Consider the following 19,503-nt stretch of genomic DNA (forward strand, 5'->3'; position numbering starts at 1 on the left):
ATGGAGTCACACCCTGTGTCGATGGTGTTAGGTCGGCGAACTTGCCGGCCTTACAGCATGGGACGTTTCTAAGACCCACGCCCCTTGTGGGGCTTAGAGACGAGTCCGAAGACCGCCCTTTGGCTTCGGGCGGTCCCCATAGGGTGTGACTCCGTGCCATCGTAGGCTAAAAAGTCACACAAACAAATCATTTAGGAGGACTTGCCGATGAAGTATTCGATGAATTGGGATCTGGATTCTCTGTTTCCCGGCGGAATTAATTCTGCCCAGCTGGCAACAAAATTAACGCAGATTAAGGCCGCCATTGCGACTCTAGGTGACCTGTTGGACCGGTGGGACGCGGCAAGCGATGCCCCCGACTACCAGCAATTTACCAAGCTGATCACCCATCTTCAGAAGATTGAAGCTGGCATCGGTCAGGCCGGGATCTTCATGACAGCCATTGGTTCCGCCGACGTCAACAACCCCGAAGTGGCGCCCATGGTAGCCAAACTCGACGGCCTCGAAAACGAGGTTGAAAACGTCAGTGGCAAACTGAAGAAGGTTCTGGTTCAAGTACCCGATGACCATTTCGATGCGATCTTAGCGGTTCCCGAACTGAAACCATTGGCCTTTAACCTAAAGGAAATGCGCGATGCCGGTAAGGAACTTCTGGACGACAAGACCGAAGCCCTGATCAGTCGCCTGAATCTCGACGGCCGCTCTGCCTGGAGTGCCCATTACGACTCCTTGGTGGCAACGGTTAACGTGCCTTTCCACGACGCCGATGGCAACCCCGTCACGCTGTCCGCCGGGCAAGCTGACAACAACCTTCTCGGGAACGCCGATCCACAGTACCGAGCCGATCTCCTACCAGCCTGGGAAAAAGCCTGGACGGATAAGGAACAGCTCTTTGCCGACACGCTGAATCACCTAGCCGGTTTCCGTTTGACGGAATACGCCGCCCACGGCACCACGGACTTCTTGAAGGAGCCACTCAAGGATAACCGGCTGAGTGCCGAGACGCTGAATACCATCTGGCAGGTCGTCGATGACAACAAGCAATTCCTGCTCGACTACCTCGACAGAAAGGCCGCCCTGTTAGGTAAAAAACACGCCGGGTGGCAGGACGTTGAGGCCCCGCTGAACTTACCGGGTGCCCAACTTCACCACTTCACCTATGACGAGGCCGCGGCCTTCATTATCAAACACTACGGCGAATTCTCACCTAAGATGGCGGCCTTAGCGCAACACGCCTTCGAACACAACTGGATCGAGGCGGAAGACCGCGCGGGTAAGGCCCCTGGTGGTTGGATGGAAAGTGCCCCCGAAACCAACGAGTCTCGAATCTTCATGACCTTCACCGGGTCGCCCAATGACGTCTCCACGCTGGCTCATGAACTCGGTCACGCCTTTCACTCGAGTGTCATGAACGACCTACCCTACTTCCGGCAAGGTTACGCCATGAACGTGGCGGAAACAGCCTCTACTTTTGGTGAACTGATCGTGGCCGATGCCAACGTCAAGGCTGCGACTACTGATGCAGAAAAGATCTCTTTAATCAATGCGAAAATGGATAACCCTTTGGCCATGTTTTTAAATATTCGGGCCCGGTTCCTCTTTGAATCTCGTTTCTATCAATTGCGGCAACAGAAGTTGGTCACACCAGCCGAATTAAACGAACTGATGTTAAATGCCCAGAAGGAAGCCTTCGGTCACGACCTGTCGACCTACTCGCCACACCTCTGGGCTAGCAAGCTACATTTCTACATCGCTGATCCTTCCTTCTACAACTTCCCGTATGTCTTCGGCTACCTTTTCAGCCTGGGAATCTACGCCAAGGCCCAACAAGAAGGCAACTTTGAAGACCAATACATCGCACTATTGCGGGATACGGCTAACATGTCGACCGAAGAGTTAGCCCAAAAACACCTGGGAGTCGACCTGACCAAGCCTGATTTCTGGCTGGCTGGTGTCCAACTCATCAAGCGTGACGTCGCAGAATTTATGCGGCTAACCGATTCACTGGTGAAATAGTCAAGTTTAGGTTAAAAGTAACGCTAAGTGGTATAATGGTCGTATAGACTAATGGAAGAAACGGGTGACTAACATGTTTTCTGAACGACTTCGGGCCTTACGACGCGGCCAACACATTACTTTGGAACAATTGGCCACAGCCCTGAACGAACAACAGTCCGTGGAAACGGACGATCATTCAAACACTGCGTCACAAATTGGTAACTGGGAACGCGGGATTCGTACCCCGTCCTACGTAGAGGTCCGCAAGCTCGCGGAATACTTCGATGTCACCATGGATTACCTGACGGGTAAAGCGGAACGAGACGAATACGACCTCGGTCGACTCTTCCTTTCCGGAAAGCAACTGAGCTTCAACCGGGAATTATTGAGCGGTCGTGACCGTTATGAAATCTATCAACTTATCGATGGCTACCTGCACGGTAAGGAAAACCGCTTCACCGCACCGGAAACCAACCAACAAGAAGAGTTGGATCTTCATCTCGACGACCACTAACCATTTAAGAACCGGCCGATCAGCCGCTGAGGCTAATCGATCGGTTCTTTTGTTTTGACATTGGTTCAAATTTTGTCAAAGTATTTCATGACTTATTTCAGAAAGGACCTTTCAAGTGAACCCGAAAAAACTACAAAAACTAAAAAAGAAGATTCGGCATCAACCCTTGAGCCAGCGTAAGACGGCCTACATTGACCGAATGACGGACTATTATCATCAGTTTGGGGATTACCCAGCCGTGAAGATTCTGATCAGTAATATTCTCCTGGCCGACCGGATGTTGGCCGCCGGTGATCTCCCGCAACAGTTGCCGCTACTCCAACTTCCCGATAATATTCAGGACCAGATTTATCGCAAGCTAGCCGAGCAATACCCGACCAACGATGCTCAGGGCGATCGCCTTTGGAACAGCCTGACCGACGCTCTACCGGACTTGGACCATGACCTACGCTCCTTTAGAGACTACCTCGAGAATCACTACGGCATGTGGGCTTACACATCCGCTCCGTTCGTGAGTGACCTGGCGAAATTTGTCGGCGACCGTGCGGTACTAGAAGTCATGGCGGGTAACGGCTACATTTCTAAAGGGTTGCGAGCCGCACACAAGACGGTATACGCCACCGACAATCAGGCTTGGACCAAGGAAAATGAAACCGGTCGGCATCCCCTGACGCCAATCGAACCGCTCTCCGCTCTGGACGCCTGGAACACCTACCACGACCAGGTAGGCGTTGTCGTGATGTCCTGGTCTCCCGATGGTTTACCATTGGACTGGGAGCTCCTACAAGCGATCCGTCAATCTGATACGGACGTGGACTTCGTCGTCTTGGGTGAGCCCCACGGTGCCACTGGATCCAATGAGTTCTGGGATCACGCTGAGCTCTTAGAGAATAAGGATACGCGTGACTTGAACCGTCACTACACGCCGATCGACCTGATCAAAGATCACGTTTACCTGGTCAAATAATTGGATTAATTTCTCAGTGGGCTAGTAAATATTACAAATCAACAAACTACCTGCAAACTATTTATCCTGGATACCGAATTTGCTATCATACTAGGTAGCAACCTATTCAGGGGGAATCCAATCATGATGGCACTGGGGAATATCTTGTTTTATGGCGTGGGGACCTTGTTAGTTGTGGCAGTCGGCTATGCCGCTTTTGCCAGCTACCAGACCCATCGTAACGATGATTAACTCACTTGGAATTTGAAAAGCAGCTGACCTTTTTCTGGTCAGCTGCTTTTTTCATCTACTGATATTCGGCCCAGGTAAGCGCTAGGGTCAGGAGAAGCATTAGGCCAATAGCCACCGTGTGCCAACGCTTATTACCCACGAAAATGGCAATATATTCTCGCAGGATGGCATTGGGTAAGAAAAACTTGGCAGTATGTGCCCCAATCCCGTTGGCCTTGAGCCCAGCCTTCTTAGCAATCATCCCTGCCCTGAAGGTGTGATACCCATTGGTCACGAAGGTCACCCGAGGATTCGTGGGTCCCTGTTGATCAATAATGGCTTTAGAAAATACCATATTTTCATAAGTTGTCTTTGACCGGTCTTCCGCGATGGTGTGGTCGGCTGGTAAGCCGCGTCGCAGCGCATATTGCCGCATGGCAACACCCTCGGACACGGTCTCGTCGCCGCCTTGACCACCAGAGAAGATAATCATGGGTGCCCGGCCGGTCTTGGCCAGTTGCTTCTGGTAAAAGGCGATCGCCCGGTCAATCCGTTGACCCAACAGGGGCGAAACCTCATCCCCATTTAGCAGACCCGCTCCCAGAACAATCAGGTAATCCTGCTTGTAGCGCGGGTGATTGAACTGGTAGATGAACAACATCGTTAGGTAGTTGTAAAACCAGAACAGGACGTAGAAGATCACCATCGATGGAAACAAGTTGATCGCCGTCGCCACGGGTACTGGTAGATAAAGCGACGTCAGCCGAACCACGAAGGGTGCCAAGAGAATCGCAATTCCTAGAAAGAGCGTCAACATGTTGGCAATCGTATGACTCTCTCTCTTCCAGACGATCCACGCATTCCACAACAACAAGAAGGCCTGAAGGGCAAATACGACCCCGATTAACATCAGGAGTAAGACAAACAAGACGATACTGATGACGATTAGCCACTTATTATTGGTTCCAAGAATTGAGATGGCTAGCATGGTTAAAAACGAATAAAAAAATAGCGAAAACCAGATGCCGTTACCCAAACGACGTTTCTCAATGCCGTAACTAACCCCAAATATCAGGCCAAATCCCAGGGGGATCAGCCATCCCAGGTAAACGACGGCAGGAATAGCGAACATTTCATTTTGCATGACACGAGACTCCTCCGCAATAATTTCAAGACTCACTCTAGAATAGCATAGTGAGCCGTGATCGCTCTACTCCGCGACCTCAATCCCTAACAGACCAATCAGTTGGGCCGCCTGAAATTGATTAATCTTTAACCCCTTTGCCAGGTCAGCGTTGAGACTAACGCCGGCAAAGTCGGCAGCGTGCCAGTCAAAACCAGCCAACCGGGTTTCAATAAAACTGGCTCCGGTTAGGCGAGAACCGGCGAAGTCCACACCTTTTTTACTCCGAACGGCCTGAAAAGCACTCTCTAATAGATCACAATCCAAGAAGCTCATCTGATTCAGCTGGGCCTCGCTAAAGTTGGCGTAGGCCAGCTTCGACGCTTGAATGCTGGATCGCTGCCAAAAGCTCCCCGTCAACTCCGCCCCCGATAGCTGAAGATTGCGTAAATCGCAGTCATACCAACGGGTCTCGCGCCACGAGGTGTTGACTAATTGGCTGTGCCGCCAAGTCACCCGAACGAGCTCACCTTCGTCAAAGTTAGTCTGTTGAAACGTGCAGTGATCCAGCTCCACGTCCATCAGGCGGATGGCCGCATTGGCTGGCGTGAAGGTACAGTTCTGATAGGTATGTTCCATTTCGATATCATCAAACGCCAGGGTTTGATCGGCAATGACGGGATAATTTGACATAAATTTTTCGACTCCTTTTCCTCTTAGTTTACCCGTTTTACGGCGGTAAAGCGATTACACAAAACGGGTTTCTCATGGAATTGAGAAGCCCGTCGCTTGATGCTTATTTGACAATTTTAACTAACTTAGGATTACCGGTAATGTAACCACCGGCCACCTTATACCGCTTGGTGCCATGAACCGTCTTGTTCCAGCCATGAGAGTAATCCCAGCCAGTGACCTTGAAGACGTGGCCCTTCTTGTAGTGTTGAAGACGTTCATTCAAGTTGACATCACTGTAACGGTTTCGTCCGTCTCGTCCTTGAACTTTGATGACCGTTCGTGGCTTGTTGGGCGTCACGTAACACTTACTGCCCGTGATGTAGGTACCGTCTGGTAACTCATACCGGGTCACGTTACCAACTTTTACCAACTTGGTTACAGGGACTGCGCTGCCTTGCTTCAAACGACTAATCTGGTCGTTGAAGGTTGTCGTGGCGTGGGTCTTGACTCCCTTGGGATTCGTGACATACATAGTCTGGGTCGTCATCTTTTGCCAGTATAACTTAGCTACATAGGCTGACTTCGCCGTGATGTAGGTACCGTCGCTCAGTTTGTACCGAGGATTACCTGCCCTCGAAGTTGCCGTCCCGACAACTTTGAAGACTGGTGCGTAGATTCGTGGCTTCTTGACATACTTTTGGATTCGCTCGCTCTTCTTGAAGTCCACGTTCTTGTAGCGATAGAACTTCTGTTTACCGTAGACCTTGAAAGACGAGTTTCTTACGCTATCACCAGTCTCTGAACTTGAAGAAATACTTGGATTCTTCTGATAGAACACTTTCAAGTCCTTTTCAGTTCCGTCCAATGTAACAGAATTGATGTTTGCTGTGTAGCCTTCAATCTTAGGAAAGACATGGTCGTCTGTGATAACCTCACCTGCAAATCCTGTAAGGTCACGATCTTTAGGCAGTATAGTCTGTCCATCCGAACTAGCATAGGTAACATGGACCAAAGAAGAATCGTTATGGACAAATAAATTAGTATCAGCAGTTGAATCCGCCGCCTGCCCAATGGGGTAGGAGTAATCAATGCCTGCTTCTGTATCATTGGTAATTGCAGGTTGCTGCAAAAACTTTTGCCATCCATCTACACTAAATGTGTATCCCGCCAGTTCTTTCTTATAATTTTCCAGCCCATTGGCGAAACTTTCCTTAAATTCAGGCGTTAGTTCCCGGTCGGGAAACATAATTTTCCCAACCATCGGCACAGTTTCATCTAACGTCCAAAACCCATTTGAAAAATAAGAAAGGACCTGTATGCTGTCCTTCGCTTTCTCCATACTAGCTAGACCCTCATGACTATTGACATAGAGGTCCTTAAATGTCGGGTCATCAGAGAAAATTTCACTGGGAATTCCTGATAAGTTAGTCAACGTGATAGCATCCATACTATCCCCGTTATTGATGGCCTCACCTGGCACAACATAAATAATAGAAGCTGTTTTGCTTTCTTCTGCCTCATCAGCTGATGCTGACTTAAAGTTGTGATAACTTATCCCCAGCCCTAATCCCGCAATCACCATAACTGCACCTAATAAAACCTTTTTCCATAACCGCACGTTTTCCACCCCTTCACAAATAATAAATAATCCTCATAACTTCTGATTTATCACGATGGTTTCAGTGTTTAAAAATTCACAAGCATTTAGTCTCAGTATACACTACTGCCACTAACTTTCCCGCTCGTAGGCGTCCAAATGGCTAAATAAAAATCGCCAGTTAACGGCGATTTCTACCTCTAATTTGTTTTATAGTCTTAACTAATTTAGAATTCCAAATAATGTACCCACCGGCTACCTTATAGCGCTTGGTGCCATAAACTGCGGTATTCCAGCCGTGGGAGTAATCCCAGCCGGTAACTTTGAACACGTGGCCCTTCTTGCAATGTTTGCAATCTTAGCCTCTTTACAAAAATAAATAAGGCGACCACTGGCCGCCCTATTTATTCAAATTCACTGTCAGGTTTCCTTACTTCACAATCCGAACCAAGTTACGACTTGCCGTAATGTAGCCACCGGCAACCTTGTAACGTTTCTTACCCGTAATGTTATCAAACTTTTCGTGAGAGTGATCCCAACCCTTGACGTTAATCTTCTGGCCTTTCTTGTAAACCTTCACAGCCTTGGTCAAATTAACATCCTTGTACAATTTGATTTTAGTCTTCGTTTGAACTTGCTTAGCGTTCGTCGGCTTGTTTGCCGAAACTCGCGACTTGTTTCCCGTCACGTAAGTGCCATCAGCCAACTCGTAACGCGTCATGTGGTCCTTACGCACGATCCGCTTCACGTTAACGGCCGTACCCTGCTTGAGGTGTTTAACCTTATTCTTTGCATTCATCGCAGTAGACTTGTAGACATTCGACCCATTGGCATGCGTAACGTACAACTTCTTGTTATCGCCTTGCCAGTAGAGGTTCGCAACATATTCATTTTTCGCTGAAATGTAAGTGCCATCAGCTAATTTATACCGCGGGTTCCCAGCCTTAGAAGTAGCTTTGGCAACGACCGTGAAGACAGGGGCGTGGGCCCGAACCTTCTTAGCGTACCCCTTAACTCGTTCATTCTTCTTGTAGTCAACGTTCTTGTAGCTGTAGAACTTCTGTTTACTGTAGACGTTGAATGGCGTCACAGCAGTTTCGTTTCCGTTGTTGTTATCCCCATTCCCGTTGTTATTGTTGTCACCGCCGCCACCGCCAGTCTTATCGGCGACATAATACACGGTTTCTTGAACATCGTTTTCTCCAAAATTGTAGTCTTTAAAATTCAGTTCAACTGACGGTCGATCTGCTGTGAATCCAGCGATGACAGGTGACTCAACAGATTCCTTCTGAGCACCATAACTTTCAACCGTCTTTTCTGGCGCTGCAACTTGATCCCCATCCGCAAAGAGATACTGAATCTTTGCGAACTTAGCTAGATGGTAATTAACAACCGCGGGCTGACTTGCTAATGTCTCGTCATCAAACTTTACAGTCTTTTTATCCGGCGTATGCTTAATGGAATCGCCAACTCTTCGGACAATAGCTGGATGCGTCATGTCAATTGACTCACCCTTTAAGCCATGGATGGCTTCCTTTTCCGTACGAAAAGTTCCCTCCACAGCACCGTCAACGCCTATGCTATTTAGCTCCAAACCTAATCCCGGTTCACTATTCTTAAACATGATGTTTAGACGGCCATCCTCTTTCAAAGGAACATCCAATTGTTTCTCTAGATATTCTGCGGGTAATGAATATCTTTGAGGAACTGTCTCCTTATAGGCAAATTTTTCTGTGCCACTACCCCAATTTTTATACAGGGAAAATGCTTTCTCACTTGTTAGTGTTCCATACTTCTCCTCTAACCAGTTAAAAAATCTTATCTCCATCCAAAGACCGATAGGAGTCCCGTAGAAAGGGTCATTGTTTACTGTCGCAAAATAATTTAATACTGCTCGATAATCAATATCTTTATTGTCTGCGAGTTCAGTTAAAACCTCACCGTAAGTCTTAGCTGAAGTTCCCTCATCGTACTTCACCTCAAGTGTGTTTTGCCCTTCATCCAGAAGCAGTGTCTTCGCCTTCTCATCCACCGGGTTTAAGGTAAAACTTGCTGCTTCCGCCAATATGTCTCGGCTAGAATCACCCATCACGTTACCTGCCATCCCGACACCCATTGCAATTGCCAGCACTGCTAATCCTTTTCTTAACTTCATATTCTCATCTCCTTTTGATTGATATTATTTATTAGATTTTATGTATTGTAACTATAGCATATTATTCATGACCATTGATGCCACACATTGGATAATGTGGATAGACAATCAACAGCATTTACTTATATATGCTGTTGTGTTTAATGGAGATACTAATTTACTATTTCAATTAATTGCTTCGATTTTTTTGACGCTTTAGCTAAACTCGCTAATCTAAGGCACTTCATCACAAGTGAAAAAGAGATCTGGGACTAATACTCCCAGATCTCTAGTCTTTACTTCATAATTTGAATAAGTTTCGTATTTGCCGTGATGTAACCCCCAGCCACCTTGTACCGCTTATGACTAATCATCCCCGTAATCCCACCAAAGGAATAGTCCCAGCCTTTAACAGTAACCGTTTGGCCCTTGGCGATCCGCTTGATTCGCCGTTGTAAGTTCACATCCCGATACAAGTTGATATTGGCTTTAGTTTTGACCTTAGCAACTATTTTAGGCTTAGTTGGTGAAACCAGTTGCTTATTCCCGGTGATATAAGTTCCATCCGCCAGCTGGTAGCGTGTCAAATAACCTTTTTTAATCATCTTCACCACCTGGACCGACGTTCCTTGCTTCAGATGACGAACTTTGTCTTTAAGTGGTAGTCCCTGATACAAGTTCGTTCCTCTTGGGGACGTCACATAGAGCTGCTGCTGATCACCCTGCCAATACAAATTGTCTACATATGCCTTCTTGGCGGTAATATAGCTACCGTCACGTAACTTATAGCGCGGGTTACCATGACGCGATTCGGCTCGATCAACCACATCAAATACCGGTGCATAGGTCCGCGGCTTCTTCAGATAATGGTGGATCCGCTCGCTCTTTTTGAAATTAACACTTTTATAGGTGTAAAAATTCTGTCTGCCATAAACCTTCAGTAACGTCGGCACTTTCACCTCTGGCTGAACCACTGGATTCTTGGTATAGGTGATGGTTACTGGTTCGACTTGGGTTTCGCCCGTTTGAGTTTCATCTACTTGGACCTTGTCCATTTGGCTCTCAGCCGTTTGGTCCTGAATAAATTCAACTTTATCGGTATTTGCCGTGTAACCCGCAATCTGTGGAATTAGAAAATGGTTCGTATCCGTATAGACTTCTCCCGGATAACCGGTGATTACCCGCGGATTCTGATAATCAGAGAACGCCTTTTCCGGAACCGCGCTGCCGTCTGCCATCTTATAAGTCAGGCTTAACGTCACCGTCGCTGGAATGTAGGGGAGCTTCTCATGCGGAATCTCGCAATACAGTGTGCCACTAATTTTAGGTTTCTCTATTGCAAGTTCATTAAACTTCTCAGCACTAAAAGCCTGACCAACTGTCCGTTCTGAGAACATGGATAAATCCGTATCTTCTGGAACTCCCAGGTATCGATTAGCTTGCACTGGTGTCCAAACATTGTTCGTCACAAAACTCATGGTCTGCCAGAGTCTGTCAAGACGCATGCCCCCATCCGCATATTTGTCAAAAAGGTTCCCAAAAGTGGTTTCATCAGTTAGGTCATACCCATCCTGCAAAGATTGATTCAAAAGTTTGCCTTCATATGGACCATAACCATCGTAAGAGAATCCCAACACGTGGGTGGATTCCAGGTCTGTCGCCGTCACCTCACTCGCAGACACCCGGGTGTCTCCACCAGCCATTCCCGTCAGTCCGAGCACCAGCGCCAAACCAACTATGATTATTGTTCGTAGTCTTTTCATCTTAAGCCCCTCCAAACCCGCAGCATTTGTGATATCTTGTTAAACTCAGTATATGTGAAAGCGTTTACAAACTCAACTAAATCCGAGCAGCCTGTCTTAAATTACGTTAATTTTCCCATGCAAAAAGGCATCCAAGCGTTTTAATCTTGGATGCCAAAGATTTATTTCATAACTTTAATAAGGGCTTTACTGGCGGTGATGTAGCCCCCGGCCACCTTATAACGCTTACGACTGGTCATTCCCGTAATCCCACCAAAGGCATAATCCCAGCCTTTAACGGCCACGGTCTGGCCCTTGGCGATTCGCTTGATTCGCCGTTGTAAATTTACATCACGGTACAAGTTGATATTGGCTTTAGCTTTGACCTTAGCAACTGCCTCAGGCTTAGTTGGCGAAACCAACTGCTTATTTCCGGTAATATAAGTCCCATCGGCCAGCTGGTAGCGCGTCAGATGACCCTTTCTCACCATTTGCACTACCTGGACTGAACGACCCTGCTTCAAGTGCCGAACCTTATTCGTTAACGGCAGCCCCTGGTATAAATTCGTTCCCCTAGGACTCGTGACATAGAGTGTTGTTTGTTCGCCTTGCCAGTAGAGCTTATTCACAAAAGCCGCCTTAGCCGTGATATAACTCCCATCCCTCAGCAAATAACGGGGATTTCCAGCCTTAGAGGTTGCTGTCCCTACAACATCAAAGACTGGGGCATACGTCCGCGGTTTCTTAACATAGTGGTGCAGGCGTTCAGCCTTCTTGAAATTGACATGTTGGTAACGATAGAAGCCACGCTTGCCGTAGACCTTAAAAAGCGTCTTGACCGGCTTCAGTTCACTCGGCGTCGCTACCGAATTCTTAGTATAAGTAATCGTCACTGGCTTTGCTTTCGTCGCGTCCGTTCCCTTCTGGGTAAAGGTTACGGTATTCACATTCGCCGTGTAACCTGAGATTTGAGGGATCAGATAGTGTGGTGTATCTTGATAGACCTCCCCCTCAAAGCCTTTAATCGTCTTCGTTGCTGTGGTTTTTGTATCACTTGTGGGATTGTCGCTAATATCTGTAACCGAAGCTGGTAAATTTGAGCCGTTCGCCATCTGATAAGTCAATTGCAGGGCCATATTTGGTTCCCTCATCGGAAGGTTATAGTCTATTTTAATAGCCGTTGCGTTGGCATCATAAGTTGGTGTCTCTTTCATATCCCGATCAAACTGTGTCACATTTAACACTTGATTATCCACAAGCATATTTGAAACATCTGCATCAGTTATTGCCGGAGACGTGTCGTTCATAAATGGTTTCAACATTTGAACGCCTTGTACAGGTTCCCAAATATGGGTCGGCACATAATTGGCTACTTTAAAATTTTCCTGTAACATTCCCGCTTTACCGAACCCACTTACAACGACCGCCTGGTCAAAAAGTTCGCCGTAGGTTAGTGGCAGATCAAGCTTCGAAAACGGTATAACAAATTCGAAATTACTTTTGTCTGCCCAGCAATTGAAAGAAACCACGGCATCATCTGCGGCCTTGGCAGTAGTTACTGCCCCCATTGACCCTGGACCCGTCACGACTAGCCCTATGACAAGTCCAACAATAACTTCTAAAATACCGCTTACCCATTGCTGCTTTTTCATAGTCTCTATCTCCCTTAGTTGTCCGCCTAAAGCTTATCTATCTCACTAAATGACTAGATCCTAATTTTATACGGGAAACGATATACACTCGACTTAATTATAGAAGCAAACGCTTACATTATCAATTTGTCTGTAAATTAACCTTCAAAATCTAGACAAAATAAAAAGCGCTCAACCGGTCAAAAGATCAATTGAACGCTTTTCCCACAGCATTCGTCGAAACGAATGGATTTATCTCGGAATCCACATTCCCTCAAAATCAGACACGTCACAATACGGTGACATATGTGCCCTGCTGACAAATTCACCTAGCCGCTTGCGCGGACGCCCCTTGCAAGCAAGGAACGCGTGATTTCTCGACTCATCGCATACAGAGAATCATAGCACAGACTCCCCGTCGCTTCAAGCCTTATTTTTTCTTGACGTCAGTTTCCTCACGGTTGGCTTCAGCCGTTTGGAGCTTTTCAATCTGCAACTTCAGCCAGTCATGGAGACTCTGGTCGGCCGTTTCCGCCTGATCGACGTAAGTATCGGCCGGAGCCAAGGCATCGATCCGCAAGCCCGAGACATTGATGTCGGGCGTCTCAATTACGGCATAGACGTTCAATGGGTCCTCAACGTCGGTCGTCATAATCTTCCCGATTGTCTTGGTGTCTTGCAGTGGCAGGTTAATCACACTGAGCTCTAAGCGCACTGAGATGTCCGTACCGGTCACCGTCAGGGTTGCCTGGGCAAGTGTGTCCGCCTGAATCTTTTCCCGCATGAAGGCTGCTAGAGGCGCCATCACGCCGTCTGGGTCGGCGAAGAATTTCGCCTGGGTCGTCTTCTGTTCCAAATGTTCCAAGTTATCGGCTTCAACAGCCGCCATAAAATCATCTACGTTGCGTTTCATTTTAGCTTAACACCTCGTTATTATTTCTGGAACCGTCGCCGGTCTTCTCGTTCCCGCTCAGCCTTCCGTAATCGTAAGGCCAACACCAACCAATAGGCATTGGCTGCGATAACGGCTAGGCTTGCCAGGGCCATACCCAACCGAACCATAATGTCCGCGTGCCCGTACCACATGGTCAGGATCACCCCGACTGGCGCCAGCGTATAGAGCGCCATGATCAGCCCCATCAGGTAGAAAGAAAGCCGCCAGTTCAATGCCGCCATCACAATCGGAATCGCGTAAAACAGCAGCGCTAGCAGTGATGTATGCCAGAATTCCGTCATCGAATTTTCCTGGCCACTGCCCGTAACAAAGGACCGGGTCATTAAAAAGTTAATTACCCAGAACCCAAAGAGAGAAATGATGTCCCAAGCAATTACGTTACGATCTTTCATTTTAGAATTAAACTCCTCAATATAGTTAAGAATAAGAAAAAGGCGCCACCAAACCGACGACGCCTTCAGTCAATTTATTCTATTCTAACGTATTCGCCAGATAAAATCAGCAGATCTCCCAAATCAGATGGTTAATCGACTAATAAGTCAATGACGTCAGCGGTATCGATCCCGTTGAAGTATTGCTGGGTATCGACGCTATTCAAGACGGCCGCGACATCCTTGCGGTCATATCGAACACCGGCCAACTTATCCGCCAGTTCGGTGGCGTCACCAGGGCCAAAGAAGTCCCCAAAGAACGTGATCTTTTCAATCTTGCTAGCCGTGATCATCAACCGGGCATCGATCGTTCCGGCCGTGAAGTGTTGCCGTTTCTTGACCGTGAACTCCGGTGAATTCCCGTAAACCCAATCCCAGTTAGCGTAATAATCATTAAAGATCTTGTCGATAGCGGCCTGTTCACTATCCGCAATCTGAACCTCCTTATCCGCAATCTTAGCGAGGTCGTCGACGTGGAAGAGTTCCTTTAACAGCGTATCTCTGAATTCAGGCACGGTCAGGTCCTGGTATTGGGACGCTAAGAACGGCTTCAGATTCGTCACCCGTGAGCGAACAGACTTGATCCCCTTGGACTTCATCTTGTCGGCAGGCACGTTTAAGGCGTGCGCGATCACATCTTGGTCGACGTCAAGCATCAGGGTCCCGTGGGAGAAGGTCTTCCCACTGTGCGAGTACATCGCATTGCCGGAGAACTTCTTGCCGTCGACTAGAATATCGTTTCGGCCAGAAACTTCTGCGGTCGTAGCCCCCATGGCGTGAAGAGCATCGACAATCGGTTGAACGAAGGACTTAAAGTCCCCAAATTCTTCACTGTCGCTGTCAACCACGAAGCTGAAACACAGGTTACCCAGGTCTTGGTACACGGCCCCACCCCCGGATAACCGGCGAGTGACGGTAATGCCTTGTTCCTCAACGTACTTCTGGTTAATTTCTTCCAGCGTATTTTGGTTCCGGCCGACGATGATGCAAGGGCCTTCGTAATAAAATAGGACCAATGGTTCATCGAATTTTTTGTTATTCATTAAGTATTGTTCCGTTGCCAGGTTCCGGCGAATATCGTGAGACTTCATGGCATACCAGTACATAGACCTAAGACCCCTTTCAAATTACACAGCCACCGGGTGAGGCCCGGCTACGCTAAATGATAGCACGCTCTGAAAACGATTACAATTTACACGTATTCTATGGAAGAATTTTGCTATAAATGGGTTGATATTGGGGTGGAAAAACATCTCGGAACGTGGTGTGAGGGAACGCCGACACGCAACCTTATTGGAGCTTGGTGTGGTTTGTTGGGAGCGGACCTCTCGCTTTGTGGTTGCGGACTTCTGGTTTGGCGGTTTTGTTTTTTTGGTTTAGACGGTCGAAACGTGCGATCAAAGGCAGCCGACTCCGCTTAACCCCGATAAGCTGGTAATCCAAAACCAGGATTATCAGCTTATCGACGTTAATGCTCATCGGCTAACCGCCTTTGATCGCACTCTTTTATAAAAAAAACGCCAGACCGAAGTCTGACGTCAGCCGCGTCAGGGTTCACCCCTGGCGTTGAAAGTATGGCCATTAATGGTGGCCGTAGTCACCATCCCTTTTATCCCTTCATTATAATCGCTTTATCGAAATAATTATAGCAGAATGCCTAGTCCTTCTGCTTATTCACCAACCGCCGGAAGTAACCGTGGCCGTGGAGGTCTTCCTTCAGATCCGTCATCGTAAATTGATGATAGAACTTCCGGTAGTCCTCATCAGCGAGGGTAAACAGGTCTGTCAACGTTTGCGAGATGTTGGCCGAGATATCCGTATCATCGGTCGTCTGAGTCCCCTTGGAATCCCCAGTAATGAATCGGGCGTAACTGATAGTCGGGGGAATCGTCAGGTCGTAGAGTTCCCCAACGTTAATCTCATCAAGATTGCGCAGGAGTTGGTACCCGCCGTTTTTCCCGACGGAACCTTCGATGTACCCCTGCTTATGGAGTACGGAGAGAATGTTGCGGATCATCACCGCATTCAATTGAAGTGACGTTGCCAGTTCGCGGCTTGCAATCTTCCGGGGCCGATTCTCATCCAGATAGAGCAAGCTATGGACTGCAACGGAAAAGTCTAATCTCATCGTCTAGCCATCGCTTTCAAAAAGTCTGTATTCGCATGTAACCAATACAGATATCATACCACAAAACCGCGGCAGGGCGATGAGAAAGCGGCGACCCCCTGAGAACTTTCTCATAGAGAATATACATGCATATTATTCTAACAAATTGTATAGATTGAGTCCCTAAATAGGTAGTTAGACAAGCAAATTGTCCAACTACCACCTTTTAGGTTAAATTTTTTATCATTTTAACTATTGTCTGCGAAACTTGATACATCAGAGTTTATGAGCTTTTTATGAAGAAATCATGATTAAAATTAAAAAATAAGGGTTGTAAATGAGAATTTGATTAATTATAATCAGAACCAATTATTGTTCGATAGCCGATTGAATACGCAGGAACGTTTATTCATCGGGCTCAATCTACATAATGAGAGGTAGATTAGAACATTGGGGAGGGATTTCCGTGAAAACCGCATCAAACTTTCTAGATATTAAAGACGTCAGCACGGCTTTCAAGATTAACGGACACTACTACGACGCCATCTCCCACATTAACCTCCAAGTCCAACACGACGAAATTCTCGCCATCGTTGGTGAATCAGGGTGTGGTAAGAGTACTTTAGCCACAACGATTATGGGCCTTCATGATCCAGCCGAAACCAAAATTTCTGGTTCCGTCGACTTCGAAGGAACCGACCTACTTGGCTTAGACGAAGATGGTTATAACCAATTCAGAGGTGCCAAGATTGGCATGATCTTCCAAGATCCCCTGTCAGCCTTGAATCCCCTCAAACGTATTGAGGACCAAATTAGTGAGGTCATGGATTACCATACTTCCCTATCTAAGACGGCCAAGCATGACCGCGTGATTGAACTGCTCAACCAAGTTGGGATCGTCAACCCCGAACGAACGGCGCACCAGTATCCCCACGAATTATCAGGAGGGATGCGGCAACGGGTCATCATTGCCATCGCCATTGCCTGCAAACCAGACTTAATCATTGCCGACGAACCAACGACGGCGTTGGACGTGACGATTCAAGCACAAATCTTGGATGTTCTCAGAGACATTCAACGTGAGAACCACGCCGGTATCATCCTCATCACGCATGACTTGGGGGTTGTGGCCGAAACAGCCGACCGAGTTGCCGTTATGTACGCCGGCCAGATCGTGGAACAAGGAACCGCGGAACAAATCTTCAATTCACCGGAACACCCTTACACCCGTTCCCTCTTACGGTCGATGCCGCAACGAGACAACGAAAACGATGACCTCTACGTCATTCAGGGTAACGTGCCTTCCTTACAGAAGATGCCTAGCAAGGGTGACCGGTTCGCCCCACGGATCCCTTGGGTACCAGCCAGTGCCCACGAAGAACACCCGACAATGCACGAAGTTGCGCCGGGCCACGAAGTCCGTTGTACCTGCTACAAGGACTTCACATTTCCAGATGAGAAGGGGAGCGTGACGGAATGAGCCTAATCGAAATCAAAGATCTCAAAGTTCACTATCCCATCCGCACCGGATTTTGGAACCGCATCACCGATTCCGTTCGGGCCGTCGATGGGATCACCTTCAACATTGAAGCCGGTGAAACCTACGGCTTAGTTGGCGAATCTGGTTCCGGCAAGTCCACGACTGGCAAATCAGTTGTCGGTCTCGAAAAGGTCACCAGCGGGTCTATCCTTTACAAGGGACAGGACATCACCAAGGCTGATAACCGCCGCAAGTTGGACTACAACCGCGACGTTCAAATGATTTTCCAAGACTCCCTATCGAGTCTGAACCCCCGGAAGCGGATCGAAGACATCATCGCCGAACCCCTCCGGAACTTCGAACATCTCAGCAAGGATGACGAGAAGTTGCGGGTCTTACAACTCCTCGACATCGTCGGACTGGATGCGGATGCCTTATACAAGTACCCTCACCAATTCTCCGGTGGTCAACGACAACGGATTGGGGTTGCCCGTGCGGTGGCTACCAACCCGAAGCTCATCATCGCTGACGAACCCGTCTCCGCTTTGGACCTCTCCGTTCAAGCTCAAGTTTTGAACTTTATGAAGAAGATTCAACGGGAATTCGGTATTTCTTACCTGTTTATCTCCCATGACTTAGGGGTTGTGCGGCACATGTGTAACAACATTGCCATCATGAACCGGGGCCGATTGGTTGAGATTGGAACCCGTGACGATATCTACAATCACCCGTTACATATCTACACGAAGCGGCTTCTGGCAGCGATTCCCGAAACCAACGTCAACCAACGTGAAGCTCACCGAGCCTCCCGCCTGGCCGTTGAAAAGGTCTACCAGGAACAACAAAGCAAGTAATATGACGATGACGGTGAGGCCTACCCACTGGTTCAGATTTCTAAGACCCACGCGGTAGCCTTACCACAAGCTCTGGCTCAGCAACTTGCCACCCAGGAAGGAGAGGTGCAGGCCTAATGTGGAAAACGATTCTCCGGCGTTTCTTAATTATGATTCCTGAAGTCATCATTCTCAGTCTGTTGGTCTTCCTCCTGGCTAAGGCGATGCCCGGTGACCCATTTACCGGTTCGATTAACCCGAAGGCTGACCCCCAGCAAATCAAGCATTTAATGCGGATGAATGGCTTGTACGACCCTTGGTACCAACAGTATTGGAACTGGGTGGTGCACTTGTTCCATGGGAACTTAGGGAACAGCTACCAGTACCAAGAACCCGTTACTCGGTTGATTGAAGGCCGGGCCGGGAATACCCTCTGGTTAGCCCTGTTCACCATGATTCTGACCTACGTCTTTGCCCTCCCAATGGGGGTCTTCGCGGGCCGTCACGAAGGTAAGTTACCCGATACCATTATCCGGGTCTACACCTACGTAACCTACTGTATTCCGTTCTTCGTTATCCTGGTTATCGGGATTTGGATCTTCGGTTACGTTTTAGGGTGGTTCCCAACGACCGGGTCAATATCTTCGGACGCTTCCGGCTGGCTACATACCGTCGGGTCGCGTTTCTACCATATCTTGTTACCTGGTCTCCTCGGGGCGCTGTTCGGTACCGTCAACATTGTTCAGTACCTGCGTTCCGAAGTTATCGACGCCAAACATTCAGACTACGTCAGAACGGCGCGGTCCAAAGGGGTGCCGAACCGCGACATTTACTTACACCATATCTTCAGAAACTCACTCTTACCAATTGCCGCCTTTGCCGGCTACTCCATCACCGGGCTGTTGAACGGGTCAATCTTTACTGAAACGGTCTTCTCTTACCCCGGGATGGGCTTGCTGTTCGTGAACTCGATCAGCTACCGGGACTACACGGTTATCACCGCTCTAGTCCTCATTTATGGGATTTTAAACTTACTGGGTACCCTGCTCTCCGATATCATCTTGAGCATCGTCGACCCACGAATTCGGATTGAATAAGGAGGCTAA

The 19,503-nt window shown here is 48.0% G+C and carries 15 protein-coding genes and 1 pseudogene; 6 read left to right on the plus strand and 10 right to left on the minus strand.

Going from position 1 to position 19,503, the window contains the following annotated elements; translation table 11 throughout:
• The first annotated feature begins 207 nt into the window (after positions 1-207).
• From EKM70_RS06590 to EKM70_RS06600, 3 genes are all read left to right on the plus strand, one after another.
• The gene (locus tag EKM70_RS06590) at positions 208-2,016 is read left to right on the plus strand and encodes a M3 family oligoendopeptidase (protein WP_125546348.1); all 1,809 of its coding nucleotides are present in this window, start codon (positions 208-210) and stop codon (positions 2,014-2,016) included.
• A 73-nt stretch (positions 2,017-2,089) separates the two neighbouring features.
• The gene (locus EKM70_RS06595; RefSeq protein ID WP_057879391.1) at positions 2,090-2,512 is read left to right on the plus strand and encodes a helix-turn-helix domain-containing protein; all 423 of its coding nucleotides are present in this window, start codon (positions 2,090-2,092) and stop codon (positions 2,510-2,512) included.
• Positions 2,513-2,627: 115 nt separating this feature from the next.
• Positions 2,628-3,479 carry an SAM-dependent methyltransferase gene (locus tag EKM70_RS06600; RefSeq protein WP_125546350.1) on the plus strand — a complete coding sequence of 284 codons (852 nt, stop codon included), beginning with the start codon at positions 2,628-2,630 and terminating at the stop codon, positions 3,477-3,479.
• A gap of 286 nt (positions 3,480-3,765) precedes the next feature.
• On the opposite strand, the gene EKM70_RS06605 is transcribed toward EKM70_RS06600, so the two are convergent.
• The 10 genes from EKM70_RS06605 to EKM70_RS06650 form a co-directional block, all read right to left on the minus strand.
• Entirely contained in the window at positions 3,766-4,833 is a 1,068-nt protein-coding gene (locus EKM70_RS06605; RefSeq protein WP_125546352.1) for a YdcF family protein, read from the minus strand.
• A 66-nt stretch (positions 4,834-4,899) separates the two neighbouring features.
• Positions 4,900-5,505: a pentapeptide repeat-containing protein gene (locus EKM70_RS06610; RefSeq protein ID WP_125546354.1), complete on the minus strand. Its 606-nt coding sequence runs from the start codon at positions 5,503-5,505 to the stop codon at positions 4,900-4,902.
• A 103-nt stretch (positions 5,506-5,608) separates the two neighbouring features.
• Positions 5,609-7,105: a DUF5776 domain-containing protein gene (locus EKM70_RS06615; protein ID WP_125546356.1), complete on the minus strand. Its 1,497-nt coding sequence runs from the start codon at positions 7,103-7,105 to the stop codon at positions 5,609-5,611.
• A gap of 409 nt (positions 7,106-7,514) precedes the next feature.
• Complete coding sequence (locus tag EKM70_RS06620; protein WP_125546358.1) at positions 7,515-9,239, minus strand: DUF5776 domain-containing protein; 1,725 nt, start codon at positions 9,237-9,239, stop codon at positions 7,515-7,517.
• Between the two features lie 275 nt (positions 9,240-9,514).
• Complete coding sequence (locus tag EKM70_RS06625; RefSeq protein WP_125546360.1) at positions 9,515-10,981, minus strand: DUF5776 domain-containing protein; 1,467 nt, start codon at positions 10,979-10,981, stop codon at positions 9,515-9,517.
• Positions 10,982-11,142: 161 nt separating this feature from the next.
• The gene (locus EKM70_RS06630) at positions 11,143-12,612 is read right to left on the minus strand and encodes a DUF5776 domain-containing protein (RefSeq protein ID WP_125546362.1); all 1,470 of its coding nucleotides are present in this window, start codon (positions 12,610-12,612) and stop codon (positions 11,143-11,145) included.
• Between the two features lie 409 nt (positions 12,613-13,021).
• Positions 13,022-13,504, minus strand: coding sequence for a hypothetical protein (locus EKM70_RS06635; RefSeq protein ID WP_125546364.1), 483 nt, complete (start codon positions 13,502-13,504; stop codon positions 13,022-13,024).
• Between the two features lie 20 nt (positions 13,505-13,524).
• Complete coding sequence (locus EKM70_RS06640) at positions 13,525-13,938, minus strand: hypothetical protein (RefSeq protein WP_125546366.1); 414 nt, start codon at positions 13,936-13,938, stop codon at positions 13,525-13,527.
• Between the two features lie 131 nt (positions 13,939-14,069).
• Positions 14,070-15,083 carry a lipoate--protein ligase gene (locus EKM70_RS06645; protein WP_125546368.1) on the minus strand — a complete coding sequence of 338 codons (1,014 nt, stop codon included), beginning with the start codon at positions 15,081-15,083 and terminating at the stop codon, positions 14,070-14,072.
• A 551-nt stretch (positions 15,084-15,634) separates the two neighbouring features.
• The gene (locus tag EKM70_RS06650; protein WP_125546370.1) at positions 15,635-16,105 is read right to left on the minus strand and encodes an Rrf2 family transcriptional regulator; all 471 of its coding nucleotides are present in this window, start codon (positions 16,103-16,105) and stop codon (positions 15,635-15,637) included.
• A 409-nt stretch (positions 16,106-16,514) separates the two neighbouring features.
• Between EKM70_RS06650 and EKM70_RS06655 the strand changes: the two genes are divergently transcribed.
• From EKM70_RS06655 to EKM70_RS06665, 3 genes and pseudogenes are all read left to right on the plus strand, one after another.
• Positions 16,515-17,564 (plus strand): ABC transporter ATP-binding protein, encoded by a 1,050-nt coding sequence (locus EKM70_RS06655; protein WP_125546372.1) that lies wholly within the window; start codon positions 16,515-16,517, stop codon positions 17,562-17,564.
• Positions 17,561-18,535: pseudogene (locus tag EKM70_RS06660) on the plus strand (ABC transporter ATP-binding protein). The gene EKM70_RS06655 and the pseudogene EKM70_RS06660 overlap by 4 nt, the downstream one beginning before the upstream one ends.
• The gene (locus EKM70_RS06665) at positions 18,535-19,494 is read left to right on the plus strand and encodes an ABC transporter permease (protein WP_125546374.1); all 960 of its coding nucleotides are present in this window, start codon (positions 18,535-18,537) and stop codon (positions 19,492-19,494) included. The pseudogene EKM70_RS06660 and the gene EKM70_RS06665 overlap by 1 nt, the downstream one beginning before the upstream one ends.
• The last annotated feature ends 9 nt before the right edge of the window (positions 19,495-19,503 follow it).

The organism is Levilactobacillus lindianensis, assembly GCF_003946095.1.
Classification (GTDB): domain Bacteria; phylum Bacillota; class Bacilli; order Lactobacillales; family Lactobacillaceae; genus Levilactobacillus; species Levilactobacillus lindianensis.